This is a genomic window from Chryseobacterium sp. KCF3-3 (genome assembly GCF_045865955.1).
GTDB lineage: Bacteria > Bacteroidota > Bacteroidia > Flavobacteriales > Weeksellaceae > Chryseobacterium.
In genome coordinates, this window is the sequence record NZ_AP035792.1 from 2,936,486 (window position 1) to 2,949,519 (window position 13,034).

Annotated in this window: 11 protein-coding genes; 6 read left to right on the plus strand and 5 right to left on the minus strand. The window is 35.6% G+C overall.

Annotated elements, in window-relative coordinates; genetic code table 11:
• Positions 1–162 precede the first annotated feature (162 nt).
• Together asnB and ACKTTZ_RS13290 are read right to left on the minus strand one after the other, a co-directional pair.
• Entirely contained in the window at positions 163–1,830 is a 1,668-nt protein-coding gene (gene asnB, locus ACKTTZ_RS13285; RefSeq protein WP_407845783.1) for an asparagine synthase B, read from the minus strand.
• 320 nt (positions 1,831–2,150) lie between these two features.
• Positions 2,151–3,818 (minus strand): GLPGLI family protein, encoded by a 1,668-nt coding sequence (locus ACKTTZ_RS13290; RefSeq protein ID WP_407845784.1) that lies wholly within the window; start codon positions 3,816–3,818, stop codon positions 2,151–2,153.
• A gap of 189 nt (positions 3,819–4,007) precedes the next feature.
• On the opposite strand from ACKTTZ_RS13290, the gene ACKTTZ_RS13295 reads away from it, so the two are divergent.
• On the plus strand, positions 4,008–4,958 hold the full coding sequence (locus ACKTTZ_RS13295) for a hypothetical protein (protein ID WP_407845785.1): 951 nt from the start codon (positions 4,008–4,010) through the stop codon (positions 4,956–4,958).
• Positions 4,959–4,984: 26 nt separating this feature from the next.
• Here the strand turns inward: ACKTTZ_RS13295 and ACKTTZ_RS13300 are convergent, their stop codons facing one another.
• Positions 4,985–6,190, minus strand: a complete 1,206-nt coding sequence (locus ACKTTZ_RS13300; protein WP_407845786.1) for an RsmB/NOP family class I SAM-dependent RNA methyltransferase — start codon at positions 6,188–6,190, stop codon at positions 4,985–4,987.
• Positions 6,191–6,789: 599 nt separating this feature from the next.
• Here ACKTTZ_RS13300 and ACKTTZ_RS13305 point away from each other — a divergent pair.
• Positions 6,790–7,134 carry a zinc ribbon domain-containing protein YjdM gene (locus ACKTTZ_RS13305; RefSeq protein WP_407845787.1) on the plus strand — a complete coding sequence of 115 codons (345 nt, stop codon included), beginning with the start codon at positions 6,790–6,792 and terminating at the stop codon, positions 7,132–7,134.
• Between the two features lie 343 nt (positions 7,135–7,477).
• Here ACKTTZ_RS13305 and ACKTTZ_RS13310 read toward each other — a convergent pair whose 3' ends face one another.
• Positions 7,478–8,413, minus strand: a complete 936-nt coding sequence (locus ACKTTZ_RS13310; RefSeq protein WP_034697020.1) for an ABC transporter ATP-binding protein — start codon at positions 8,411–8,413, stop codon at positions 7,478–7,480.
• Positions 8,414–8,488: 75 nt separating this feature from the next.
• Between ACKTTZ_RS13310 and ACKTTZ_RS13315 the strand changes: the two genes are divergently transcribed.
• Positions 8,489–9,148: a YceI family protein gene (locus ACKTTZ_RS13315; protein WP_034697022.1), complete on the plus strand. Its 660-nt coding sequence runs from the start codon at positions 8,489–8,491 to the stop codon at positions 9,146–9,148.
• Positions 9,149–9,275: 127 nt separating this feature from the next.
• Entirely contained in the window at positions 9,276–10,286 is a 1,011-nt protein-coding gene (gene pheS, locus ACKTTZ_RS13320) for a phenylalanine--tRNA ligase subunit alpha (RefSeq protein WP_407845788.1), read from the plus strand.
• A gap of 378 nt (positions 10,287–10,664) precedes the next feature.
• Here pheS and ACKTTZ_RS13325 read toward each other — a convergent pair whose 3' ends face one another.
• Positions 10,665–11,435 carry a DUF3108 domain-containing protein gene (locus ACKTTZ_RS13325; protein WP_034697024.1) on the minus strand — a complete coding sequence of 257 codons (771 nt, stop codon included), beginning with the start codon at positions 11,433–11,435 and terminating at the stop codon, positions 10,665–10,667.
• A gap of 153 nt (positions 11,436–11,588) precedes the next feature.
• On the opposite strand from ACKTTZ_RS13325, the gene ACKTTZ_RS13330 reads away from it, so the two are divergent.
• Together ACKTTZ_RS13330 and ACKTTZ_RS13335 are read left to right on the plus strand one after the other, a co-directional pair.
• Positions 11,589–12,644 (plus strand): NAD(P)/FAD-dependent oxidoreductase, encoded by a 1,056-nt coding sequence (locus tag ACKTTZ_RS13330; protein WP_034697025.1) that lies wholly within the window; start codon positions 11,589–11,591, stop codon positions 12,642–12,644.
• A 12-nt stretch (positions 12,645–12,656) separates the two neighbouring features.
• The gene (locus ACKTTZ_RS13335; protein WP_034697026.1) at positions 12,657–12,986 is read left to right on the plus strand and encodes a 2Fe-2S iron-sulfur cluster-binding protein; all 330 of its coding nucleotides are present in this window, start codon (positions 12,657–12,659) and stop codon (positions 12,984–12,986) included.
• Positions 12,987–13,034: the final 48 nt, after the last annotated feature.

Sequence of the window (13,034 nt, forward strand, 5' to 3'; positions counted from 1 at the left end):
AAATATACATGTCATTAGTGAATTTTGCTTTGCAAGTGAATTATTAACTGTCAATTTTTGCTTCGCAAGTGAATAATAAACCTGTAATCCCGTAACCCGAATCCCGCAACAAATTCACGAGTGAAGCGGATTTACGATTGGCCCATTCATAAATATCCCTTTTTAATATGACGTCTCATGCACCTTCACAGCTCTTCCGCTTGGATCATTCATTTTTTTGAACGCTTCATCCCATTCCAGAGCAATAGGAGTGGAGCAGGCAACTGATGGAACCGATGGAACGGTAGCTGCTGCAGTTTCACTTGGGAAATGTTCTTCAAAAATAGTTCTGTATCGGTATTCTTCTTTGTTCTGAGGCGTGTTTAGCGGGAATCTGAATCTTGCATTAGTCATCATTTCATCCGTCACTTCTTTTTCAGCCACCTCTTTTAAGGTATCGATCCATGAATAGCCTACACCATCCGAGAACTGTTCTTTCTGTCTCCATACAATAGAATCTGGAAGTAAGTCTTCAAAAGCTTTTCTCAATACCCATTTTTCAATTTTCCCTTCAGTAGTGTTAATCATTTTATCCTGAGGGTTAACAGTCATAGCGATATCCATGAATTCTTTGTCAAGGAAAGGTACTCTGCCTTCAATTCCCCAGCTCATCAGTGCTTTGTTGGCTCTTAAACAATCATAAAGGTGGAGTTTGCCTAGTTTTCTCACAGTTTCATCGTGGAATTCTTTTGCGTTAGGAGCTTTATGGAAGTATAAGTAACCACCGAACAATTCATCGGAGCCTTCTCCTGAAAGAACCATTTTAATCCCCATCGATTTGATGACTCTTGCTAAAAGATACATCGGGGTAGATGCTCTGATAGTGGTTACATCATAGGTTTCAAGATGATAAATCACATCACGTACAGCATCCAGTCCTTCCTGAACAGTGAAGTTAACTTCATGGTGAACCGATCCGATATGTTCTGCAGCTTTTTGGGCTGCTGCAAGATCAGGAGAACCAACCAATCCTACCGCAAAACTGTGAAGTCTTGGATACCAGGCTTCCTGAGTATCGCCACTTTCAATTCTCTGGCGGGCAAATTTTGCAGTAATTGCTGAAATAACAGATGAATCTAATCCTCCTGAAAGAAGCACACCATAAGGAACATCACTCATCAGTTGTCTGTGAACGGCATCTTCGAGACCTTTTCTCAATTTTGATATATCCGTTTCATTGTCTTTTACATGATCAAAGCTGTCCCATTCTCTTGTATACCATTGCTGAAGTTCGGCTCCGTCCGGGCTGTACATCAAATGTCCTGGTAAGAAGGTTTCTATTTTTTTGCAGATTCCTTCAAGAGCTTTTAATTCAGAAGCAACATAGTAGTTTCCGTTTTTATCCCAACCTTGATAAAGCGGGCAGATTCCCATATGATCGCGGGCAATAAGATAAATATCGTTTTCTGTATCGTATAAAGCGAATGCAAAAATTCCGTTAAGTTTTTCTACGAAATCTTTTCCGTATTTTCTGTAAAGGGCAAGGATCACCTCACAGTCGGACTGAGTCTGAAACTCATAATCCGGAAATTCTTCTTTAAGTTCTCTATGGTTATAGATTTCACCGTTCACCGCTAATACTACTTTTCCATCTTTAGTAAATAGAGGCTGTTTTCCAGAAGTAGGATCTACAATGGCAAGTCTTTCATGAGAAAAAATTACTTTCTCGTCCTGAAAAACTCCACTCCAATCCGGTCCTCTGTGACGGATTTTTTTTGACATTTCCAATACCTGAGGTCTTAATACTTCAGTTTTTTGCTTGGCGTCGAATAAACATACAATTCCACACATGATTTTTATTATTTATGGAACAAAAGTAGAAGGGATGTTTATAAATAACAATGAAAAATATTTAAAAACGAAAATTTTTAATCAATTAATATTTTAAAGTTAAAATTTTTAACTATTTATTGAAATTGACATGTTTTTGATTAATTTTTTTCGTTGAGCCGAAATGGATGTGATTTCCATACGAAATAAAAATGACATATTTATTAATCTATGGTAATTAATTATATGAATTTTACCCCTTACTTTGTGGCTCGAAATAATTTTTTTTCATCATTTGTGTTTTTACCTTCTTGCAATTCTCATGCAAGAAGGTTTTGTTTTTATTGTACTCCCAGTAACGTTCCTGAAACATTCCATGAGCTGAAACTTGTTCCTTCTGTAGGTCCCTGCGGAATTTTTACCTGTATGGTGTGTTTACCTGCTTTCAAATCTCCCAGAGGGATGAAATTAGGATTGGTAACCGTTCCCGGACACCAGTTTGATCTGCTGAGGTCTGAGGATGAAAGCCCGTCCTGGAAATTTCCGGAAGCCGGATTGTATAAACGGTAGGAGCCACAATCTGTTCTCCATGGGATAAATGAAAATACAGCATTTCCATCCATGAATATAGAATTGGCTTTTGGAACGAACTCATCACCGTTTTCCCAACCGCCGTGTCCTGTTGTGGTATATCTTAGCTGTGCATTTTTCAGATCTTTATCCAAAGTGAAAGTAACAAGAAGACCTTTATCCTGGTTGAACATAGTAGAGTAGTCCTGTCCGGCCATTTCCATAATATTTAACGTATTGAATAAAGGAATAGCGGTATTGTTTTTATTAACGGTCTGATCACTTTTATGAATCGTAATATCAAGGCTCACTTTATGTCCTCCTTTATCATAATTGCCGATAAATGTACCTATCCAAAGTTCTTTTCCTGATAAAGAAGGCTTCAAATCTGTAATATCCTGTCGGTAAGGGCTGATGGTCTGCCAGTCTTTTCCTTTAAGCTGAATATGATTGAATTTCTGGATGCCAAAGGCGGTAAAGAATCTCATCATTTCCATGGCAGGGCTATAGTTGTCTGTAGCGGTTATTCCGTAATATTGCTTTCCGTTTCCGTTTTCATAGAGAGGAAGTGTTTTTGCTCCTTTTTCCAATCCGTCAAAAAAAGACTTTTCTTTATCCTGTGGAATGAAAAATACGGTTCCGGTTCTGTCATAGGCATCTCCGTTAGACTGTTGTTTTAGTTCTACAAAAATATTTTCTCCTTCTGTGATAATGGGGAATTTTATTTTTTTAAGAATGATAGTTCCGTTGGCGTATCTTTTTATCTGGTCATCAGATTTTGAAGCGTCAGAGAAATTGATGGTTTCATTTTCGAAAATATTCAGCGTGGTAAATCTGCTTTTCCAAAGGAGATCTTTATATCCCAGCTGATCGGTTGTCTGTATGTCTCCTTTTAGAATGTTCTCAATCCCGGTATTTTTGATTTTTTTGATTGATCTGGCTGTAACTAAAGAATTTTTGTTTCTTTCCACTTCCAGAACTAATCCTAAATTCTGTCCTAAAACAGATGGTCCGCCTTTTAAGTTCAAATCATTGGTGTACCAAACTTCAATGGTATTTGAATTGACCTTTGTAACCGCTTTTTTACAGTTGTATCCTAAGATCTTTTTTGTTTCATTGGTAAGTTCAAAATTCTGTTTTCCCACCGACTCTGCATCTGATGCTGAAATAATGGATCCTGGCTTTAAAAAAGCGTAAGAAACAATCGTGTTAGACGGCTTTTCTACCTTAGTAATCTCATAAGGATAGCTGCTTTTTTGTTCTTTGATGGTACTGTTAAGAATAAAATTTTCCTTCTCATTGACCCAAACGATGGTAGAAGGTTGATCCGTTGATATCTTTCCGTTATAAGAACTGGTGTACTGAATTTCATACGTCTGTGCAGAAAACAGACAGTATACGAAAACAGCCAGAAAATTGAAAACGATTCTTGTATGCATAAATAATTGAGTTTGATGCAAAGGTATTCTAAACTTTCTACAGCATCAAACCGGTTTTAATCTATACAGTTAGTAGGCAATGGGGTTGAAATGTTACAAAAATTGTTACATTTTTTCGGGCAGGTTTTAAACAATATTGAACTTGAAATAAATTGATAGATCTTACGTTCAATCAAAAAAATAATACCATTGAAAAACTTTTTTCTCCTTTTTATATTTCTATTGTTGTCAAATTCTGTAGAAGCACATAAACCTAAAGTAAGGATAGAAAACCTCGGAAATATAAAGACTTATTTTAAGTCAGGGTTTAATTTTAATCAGAAAACAATTGAATCTGAAGAGCTAAAGATACGGGTTATTGGTAGGTTGTCCAGAATTATTGCTGAAAAATTAGGATGTTCTGATACGATCATGATTGAAAGAACAACTTATTATGCTCATGATACTGCTCAAAATTTTTTTATTCTTGAAAATAATAATTCTCAATATAAGCTTGCTGTTTTGGATGAAGGAGTTTTACTGAAAACTAATAACAGTGGTCTGGCAATTAGAGTTATGAGTGAAAATGTAAATGTTGTGGATGTTTTAAAGCTTGTGGAATATTCTATTCTGAATCGCAAGAAACTTAATAAGAAACTTATTCCCCAAACCTATTTTTATGGAGAAGAAAAGTTGAAAATATTAGCAAATTCTGAAGATTTTATTCGAAAAATATGTAAAATGCAATCCAAATTAGTCGATGAAGTTATTGATAACAATATTGAATTATTGGACAATGGATTTTTAAGAACTGAAATTTCATGGAAAAACGGGAAATTCATGTTTGGAATTAACCGTAAATATCCAGCAGGTGAGACTTATCCAGATTCTGAAATATATAATTATGAGATTGAGGATTTCAAATATTATGTAGATTCTGCTTATTCAGATTTCTTTCTGATTTTTCTTACTCCCAATACATTTACATACTTTGACGGTGATAGTGAGAATACACCAGATAAAATAGAAGTAGAAAAAAGTTCGTGGTACCCGTTTCAACTTTCAAAAGATAATTTTGGTGATAAAATAGTTCTATTTGATACGAATGCTTACTTCTATGTTTATAATTTCAAAAAAAAACTACTCCAGAAAATAGAGTAGTTTAATGTATTGTTGTTGGATTTGAATTAAGAAATTCTCTCAATCAGAGCCATATAGAATCCGTCATAGCCTTCACTAGGCATTACTTTTTCATCTTTAATCATCTTGAATCCAGGATTGTTTTTGATGAACTCATCTACCTGAAGATTATTTTCAGATGGAAGGATAGAACAGGTAGCGTATACCATTTTTCCTCCTTTTTTAAGCATTTTAGAGTAGTCCTGAAGAATTTGTTGTTGCTCCTTTTTAATTCTGTTAATAAAGTCCTGGTCAATTTTCCACTTACTGTCCGGGTTTCTTTTCAAAACTCCAAGACCTGAACATGGTGCATCAATCAGAAGTCTGTCAGCTTTTTCATGAAGACGTTTAATCACTTTATTATCAGAGATCATACGGGTTTCAATATTGTGGGCTCCGGCTCTCTTGGCACGACGCTTCAGCTCGGCAAGTTTCCATTCGAAGATATCTAATGCTACAATCTGCCCTTTGTTTTTCATTAATGCTGCCAAGTGCAATGTTTTTCCTCCTGCACCCGCACACGCATCTACTACTCTTTGTCCTTCTTTTACATCAAGGAAATACCCGATTTTCTGAGAAGAAGCATCCTGAACTTCGAATAATCCTTCTTTGAAAGCCGTAGTAAGGAAAACATTTTTCTTTTCTTCCAGCTGAACAGCATCAGGATAATTTTTAATAGGATAAGAAACAACACCTTCATCTGAAAGGTCAGAAATAAGTTCTTTAGTTGTTGTTCTTAAAGAGTTTGCTCTTAAAACTGTAGGAGCCTGCTCATTCAAAGCAGCCATTTCTTTTTCCCAGTTAGCACCTATTTCTTTTTCAAGAGTTTCAGCCAGCCATTCAGGAATAGAGTGTTCTATTGCTTTTGTAGGAACAGTGTTCTTTTTAAGTTTGGTAAGAATATCGGCGATTTTGATTCCGTCAAATTCTTCGAATTTTTTATAATTGGTTTTACTCCAAAGTAAATACGCAATAATCAGTTTGTAGATATTGTTGGGTTTCACACCTTCACCCATATAGTATTCAAGGCGTTTTTTCCAACGGATAATATTGTAAAAAATTTCAGAAACAACGGCTCTGTCCTGGCTTCCCCATTTTCTGTTTGCTTTCAAAAGTCTTTCGATAACTTTATCGGCATATTTGTTTTTCTCAAAAAATGTCTCCTGTAAGGCATCGTGAATTCCGATTGCCAAGTTTCTGTGAATAAGTTCCATAAATTTGCTTCGCTGTTTGAATCTGCAAAAATACGACTTTTAATTGAGAGTTGAGGATTTGGGTGGGAGAGTTTGAGAATAGGAGAGATGAAGGGGATTGTGAATGGTGAATCCGCTTCGCTTGTGAATTTTGGGGTTTGGGTTTCCGGTTGAGAGGTTATGACTAATTATATATTGTACAGATCAGTTTTCTAATGGAAGGTGGCGCATTCACCATTCACTTTGCAAAGCAAAAATTGACTATTGACAATCTGAGATTCAGTAGTGAATGGTCAATCTGTTTATTGATTTTTTAAGTGGTAGAAATACATTTTAATGCTGAATTTGTAAAGATTTTCCGAATATTTATATTTTTTATTTGTTGACAATAGCCTTTCACTTTAAAACAAATACACCTATGTTTTTGCTTAATGAAAAATATTTGCTGACAAAATATACACTGTTCATTACTATACCTTATTTTCTTTGTGGCAAGTTTATTTAATTTGTATTAATTCACTATATTGTGTTATATTAAGGTGCGCTTATTATCTACTATACTGAACTTTATCTCTTGACTTCAACCTCTAAAAATTTTTACCTTTGCAAAAAATAAGAATATGAGTGATACAATACTTTGTCCAAAATGCAGCTCCGAGTTTACCTATCCGAGCGATAATATGATGGTATGTTCCCAATGTTTCTATGAATGGAATCCGGCTGAAGTAGCTGCAGAAGCTGCTAATGAAGGAAAAATTCTGGACTCCAACGGAAATGAACTTCAGGATGGAGATTCTGTAGTGGTAGTAAAAGATCTTCCGGTAAAAGGAGCACCAAAACCGGTAAAAGCAGGGACTAAAGTGAAAAATATCCGCCTGAGACCGGGAAGTGATCACAACATTGACTGTAAAATTGATGGTTTCGGAGCAATGGCTCTTAAGTCAGAATTTGTAAAGAAAGCGTAAGAAAACTTCGTTTTTTTTATGCCTAAAAATAAGAAAAGGAAAAAATTGGACAGTGTAATCTTTCGAAAGACTTAATTGCAAGATTGCTAATGTCCGTCTGGAAGGCAGAAAGAGAATTAACCAAAAATTTCCTTATACTTTAGAAATACAAATGTAAGAAAAAGTTTCATATACAGATTCTTATGTTTGTATTTTTTTATTGATAAGTGTAAGTAAATGTATAAGTTATGTGCAGAATAGCGAAAAGGCAAATAGTGAAATGATGAAGTTGCCAATTGAAGAATAAACTGTTTTATTTTTACAATTTTATTCTTTTGTCTTTCTGTAATTTAGCTTTTTTGTACTAAACAAACGAAACATTTATGGTTCCTGAAATTTTCTCATCCGTATACACAACAAGTTCCTTTTCTTTTGCTTTTAATTTATTCCAGTAATAATTTCCAGCAAATCTGCTTTCAAGAACTTCAGTTTCAATACCGGTTTCTGTAATTTTAATTTCTTTAGGATAATAAGAAAACTTTTGAAGCTTGAAATCTTCTGCTTCAGCCTCACTGAAAATATTTACTTCTCCAAATAATTTAGCCACATAAGAGTTGTAAGGATTTCTGTAGGTTTCTTCCGGGCTGTCATTCTGAATCAGTCTTCCATCCTGCAGAATAACAATCTGATCCAGCCATGGCATAATATCCTGAAGTTCATGAGTGGAAATAATCAGAGAAACGCCATGCTGTTTTACATATCTGAAAAGCCTTTCTCTGAGCTCAATTTTTCTCGGAAAATCCAGATTACTAAAGGGTTCATCTAAAATAAGAAGTTTGGGAAGTACAGACAATGCTCTGGCAATAGCCACTCTTTGCTGTTGTCCGCCGCTTAGGTATTTTGGAAGTACATTCGCAAATTCCTGAAGTCCTACTACTTCAAGAAGTTCCGTTACGGTTTCTTTTTTTTGTTTTAAATTGATATTAGAAATAAATTTTCCTACGTTTTCAGCCACTGTAGCGTAGGGCATAAGATCAAAATTCTGTGCTACGAATTTCATTTCAGCTTCTCCCGGAACAAGATTTCCTTTCGGTCCCAAAAGCTTTGTTCCGTTAAAAATAATCTCTCCGCTTTCCCAATCCAAAAGACCATAAATAAGGCTAAGAAGAGTAGATTTTCCACATCCGCTTTCACCGGCAAGAGCTATAATTCTGTTTTCTTCAAACCTTAGGTTAAGGTTCTGAAACAGGGGATTTTCTTTGTTGTGAGAGAAAAATAAATTGTTTATTTCTAATAGCATATTACAAATGTAAGGTTTTTATGAAAACATAATTTTTTTTATTATATTAGCGGAACTAATAAAAATAAATCAAAAATGAGAAAAAAACTGTTTTCATTAGCTATTCCTGCATTATTTATCGCTGCTGTAATGGTTTCTTGTAAAAAAGACAAACCACTTACCAGTGAAAGTAATGAGGTGACGACTACTAAAGAAGGTAGTCAGTTCACTTTGGATACGCTAAACAGTAAGGTTGAATGGAAGGGATATAAAGTATTTAAATCTGAGAATACAAGCCATTTTGGAACAATCAGGTTTGAAAGTGGAGATGTGACGGTGAAAGACGGAAAACTGGAAAGCGGAAAATTCGTTGCTGATATGAACTCTTTAACTTCTGTGGATTTGAAAGACAGCCCGGAAGATTTAGGAAAATTAAATGGCCACCTGAAAAGCGGAGATTTCTTTGAAGTTGAAAAATTCCCAACAGCTTCTTATGAGATTACAAAGGTTACTCCGGCTACAGAAGGTGATTACAATACTCTTTTAGATGGTAATTTAACGATTAAAGGAATTACAAAACCTGTTCAGTTTAAAGCTAACGTTTCTGTGAAAGATGGAGAAGTAAGTGTAGCTACTGAGCCGAAAGATATCAAGAGAGAAGAGTTTGGAGTGAAGTTCCAGGCTCCTGCTGAAAACGGCGTGATTAAAGACGAGGTAACTCTTCAGATCAGCGTTAAAGCTTTGGAAAAGAAATAATTTTTTTATTTAAGTGAAATAAGTGATTGAAGTCTGCCTCCCGAAAAAGAGGCAGATTTTTTTATGACGGACTTATTATTCAACTTAAAAGTCGTATTTTTGCAAAACATTTTGAAAGGGTAAAACAATGATAGAAAAGATAGAAGAATTACTGGTCGAAGTAAATGGCTTCAATGCTACCTCTAAGGAAGATATCGAAAACTTCCGAATCAAGTACAATGGTAAAAAAGGGGTTCTTAATGATTTTTACGAAACATTAAAAGAAGTTCCTAACGATCAAAAGAAAGAATTCGGACAGAAGATCAACACTTTGAAACAGGCAGTTGCTGTAAAACTGGAGGATTTGAAAAATGCTTCAGCATCTTCTGTTGTGGTTGAAAAAGAAGATCTTACAAGACCCGCTTTTCCATTGGAATTGGGTTCAAGACATCCGATCAATTTAGTGAAAAACAGAATTATTGAAATCTTCAAATCTATTGGCTTTGCTGTAGCAGACGGTCCGGAGATTGAAGATGACTGGCATAACTTTACAGCGCTTAACCTTCCGGAATACCACCCGGCAAGAGATATGCAGGATACGTTCTTCATTGAACAGAATCCTGATATTCTTTTAAGAACGCATACTTCTTCCGTACAGACCCGTTATATGGAAGAAAATCAGCCGCCAATCAGAATTTTATCTCCGGGAAGAGTGTTCAGAAATGAAGCAATTTCTTCTCGTTCTCACTGTATTTTCCATCAGATTGAAGGATTATATATTGACGAGAATGTAAGCTTTGCAGATTTAAAGCAAACAATCCAGTTCTTTACAACTGAGCTTTTCGGAAAATCTAAAATCAGAATGAGACCTTCTTTCTTCCCATTCACAGAGCCAAGTGCTGAGATTGATGTGTATTGGGGATTAAACTCTGAAACGGATTATAGAATTACCAAAGGTACAGGATGGCTGGAGATCATGGGATGCGGAATGGTAGACCCTGCTGTACTGAAAAATGTGAATATTGATTCTGAGAAATATTCAGGATATGCATTCGGAATGGGTATTGAAAGAATTACCATGCTTCTTTACCAGATGAGTGACATCAGAATGTTCTTCGAAAATGATATCAGAACACTGGAACAGTTCAAAACACTATAAAAAATCAAACCTCCGGAGCTCCGGAGGTTTTTGTTTTTAATTACTGACCTAAGAAACAAAACGTAATTAAAAACTGATCTTATTGAAAAATTTACACGTGTCTGTTTCTTATGCCCATACTTCGGATCAACCACTGTTGAATTGAAGTATTGACATGCTGCAGTTCTCTGTCTGCCTCTATTATAAAGACAATCAATGTTAACTTTCTATTACATTGAACATAAAAAAGCCTGTCTCACAAGTGTCATTCTGAACGAAATGAAATGGAGTGAAGAATCTCAGGTTATTAATTATCGATGAGATTCTCCCTTCGTCAGAATGACAAAAATCAAATTATTTGACTTTTGAGACAGGTTTTGTCTTTAAAACTGATGATTGTTATTTGCTGAACTTTAAAGGGTATTTTACATTCTTATAATCGTCAATACTTGCTTTCAGTGATCCTACTGCAAGCTCTGCTTTCAATAACATAGGAACGTGGTTAGCATCATTGGAAACCCACATCGTTACGCCTTCTTTTTCTTTAAATACTCTTCCGCTCTTTACCGATGGAATAATCTTTAAACAGTTGATCGTACCAAATTTTGTCTTTAAATTTTCTGTTCCTGTTACTTTCAGCTGGAAAGGAAACATTTCATCATCAATCCATACATTCATATTAATAACAGTTCCCACTTTCAGTTCATCCGGGCTTTTACTTCTTAAATAATAAAAGCACGAAAGCATATCCTGAACGCCTTTTACTGATTTTAAAACCTTAGAACCATTGGCCGGAGTCTTTTTATCAGTTAATATTAAAGTATTATTATCGTGATTAAAAACTGTTTCAAAATGCTGGCGGTAGCTTCCTTCACGTACATTTCTGACATAAAAACTTGGTAATCCCGTCTGTGTATTGATGAAACTTTCATATAAGTCTTCTACTTTGAAGAATGCTTTTACAGCACCTGTGGTCTGTCCTGTTCCTTTTACATAAAGATGAGGAACCCCTTTGTACGTGGTTTGCTTTGTAGTAAGGTTGGCAGTTCCGGCATTGAGGAAACCATAGTGAATTCTAAGAGTAATAGATTCGCCGTCTGCGATATTATCAATCTGGGCTGAGCCAAAAAAGAATATTAATAATGCAAAAAGGATTGAAATTTTCTTCATAACAAGACATTTACAAAAACATTGCCAAATTTAAAATCTTAATTAATAGATATTTGACAAATCTCAGGTTTTTATTTAGAATCAATTAAATATGCTTCGCATTAAAATTAGTAAATTTGCAGTTACATGTATAATTAAATTATCTTAAAGATTATGATAACCACTGATATATTGATCATAGGTGCGGGACCTACAGGACTTTTTGCAGTTTTTGAAGCTGGTTTATTAAAAATGAAGTGTCATATTATTGATGCGCTTCCACAGCCGGGAGGGCAATTGGCAGAACTTTATCCTAAAAAACCGATCTTCGATATTCCTGGTTATCCTTCCGTGAATGCTGGAGAATTAGTAGATAATTTGATGGAGCAGATCAAACAGTTTCAACCTGGATTTACTTTGGGAGAAACCGCTGTTTCTTATACAAAAGTAGATGATGAGTGGTTTGAAGTGATCACAAACAAAGGAACTGTTCACAGATGTAAAGCGATTGCTATTGCAGGTGGATTAGGAACATTTGAGCCTAGAAAGCCTACTTTCGACAATCTTGCTGATTATGAAGAGAAAGGTCTTGAATACTTCGTTAAAGAACCTGAACATTTCAGAAATAAAAAAGTAGTGATCGCCGGAGGTGGAGATTCTGCTTTGGACTGGAGTGTTTTCCTTTCAAACGTTGCAAGTGAAGTGACTTTGATCCACAGAAGAAATGAGTTCAGAGGAGCTTTGGATTCTGTAGAGAAAGTTCAGGATCTGAAAAACCAGGGGAAAATCAAATTAATTACTCCTGCAGAAGTTACCGGTATTAAAGGGGACGGAAAAGTAGAAGCAATCACTGTAGAAGTTGAAGGGCAGGAAGCTTACGATATTGAAACAGATTATTTCATTCCTTTATTCGGATTGACACCAAAATTGGGTGAGATCGGAAACTGGGGACTGAATATCGAGAAAAATGCAATCGTTGTAAATAACGCTCTTGATTATCAGACTAACATTGATGGGATCTATGCTATCGGAGATATCAACACCTACCCTGGAAAACTGAAGTTGATCCTTTGTGGTTTCCACGAGGCTACTTTAATGTGTCAGAGTGTGTATAACAGACTAAATCCTGGTAAAAAATTCGTATTAAAATATACAACGGTAAGTGGTGTTGACGGATTTGACGGAAGCCGTAAAGAAGCAGAGAAGGCAGTTGTGAAAAAAATTGACTAATTTTGCAGAATTATGTCAGACGTTAATATTAAAATCACCGACAGAGAAGGTGTAACCCACGATGTCGTAGCTCCTACGGATATGTCCATGAACTTAATGGAAATTATCCGTTCCTATGAATTGGCAGAAGAAGGTACTATTGGGGTATGCGGAGGAATGGCGATGTGTGCTTCATGCCAGGTATATGTAATAAATGATCCCGGTTTGGAACCGATGGGAGATGAAGAAGATGCCATGCTGGCTGAGGCTTTCCATGTGAAAGACAACAGCAGATTGGGATGTCAGTTGCATATTGCCGATGCCATGGAAGGACTCGAAGTGGAAATTGCTCCTTATCCTTAGAAAATTTTTTTTAATCTTAATAAGAAACCCGTCCGAATTTTTCGGACG

Excerpts from the sequence above, each read along its gene's own strand:
- asnB (WP_407845783.1), bottom strand. The coding sequence starts at position 1,830 with ATGTGTGGAATTGTATGTTTATTCGACGCCAAGCAAAAAACTGAAGTA.
- ACKTTZ_RS13290 (WP_407845784.1), bottom strand. The coding sequence starts at position 3,818 with ATGCATACAAGAATCGTTTTCAATTTTCTGGCTGTTTTCGTATACTGT.
- ACKTTZ_RS13300 (WP_407845786.1), bottom strand. The coding sequence starts at position 6,190 with ATGGAACTTATTCACAGAAACTTGGCAATCGGAATTCACGATGCCTTA.
- ACKTTZ_RS13305 (WP_407845787.1), top strand. The coding sequence starts at position 6,790 with ATGAGTGATACAATACTTTGTCCAAAATGCAGCTCCGAGTTTACCTAT.
- ACKTTZ_RS13310 (WP_034697020.1), bottom strand. The coding sequence starts at position 8,413 with ATGCTATTAGAAATAAACAATTTATTTTTCTCTCACAACAAAGAAAAT.
- ACKTTZ_RS13315 (WP_034697022.1), top strand. The coding sequence starts at position 8,489 with ATGAGAAAAAAACTGTTTTCATTAGCTATTCCTGCATTATTTATCGCT.
- pheS (WP_407845788.1), top strand. The coding sequence starts at position 9,276 with ATGATAGAAAAGATAGAAGAATTACTGGTCGAAGTAAATGGCTTCAAT.
- ACKTTZ_RS13325 (WP_034697024.1), bottom strand. The coding sequence starts at position 11,435 with ATGAAGAAAATTTCAATCCTTTTTGCATTATTAATATTCTTTTTTGGC.
- ACKTTZ_RS13330 (WP_034697025.1), top strand. The coding sequence starts at position 11,589 with ATGATAACCACTGATATATTGATCATAGGTGCGGGACCTACAGGACTT.
- ACKTTZ_RS13335 (WP_034697026.1), top strand. The coding sequence starts at position 12,657 with ATGTCAGACGTTAATATTAAAATCACCGACAGAGAAGGTGTAACCCAC.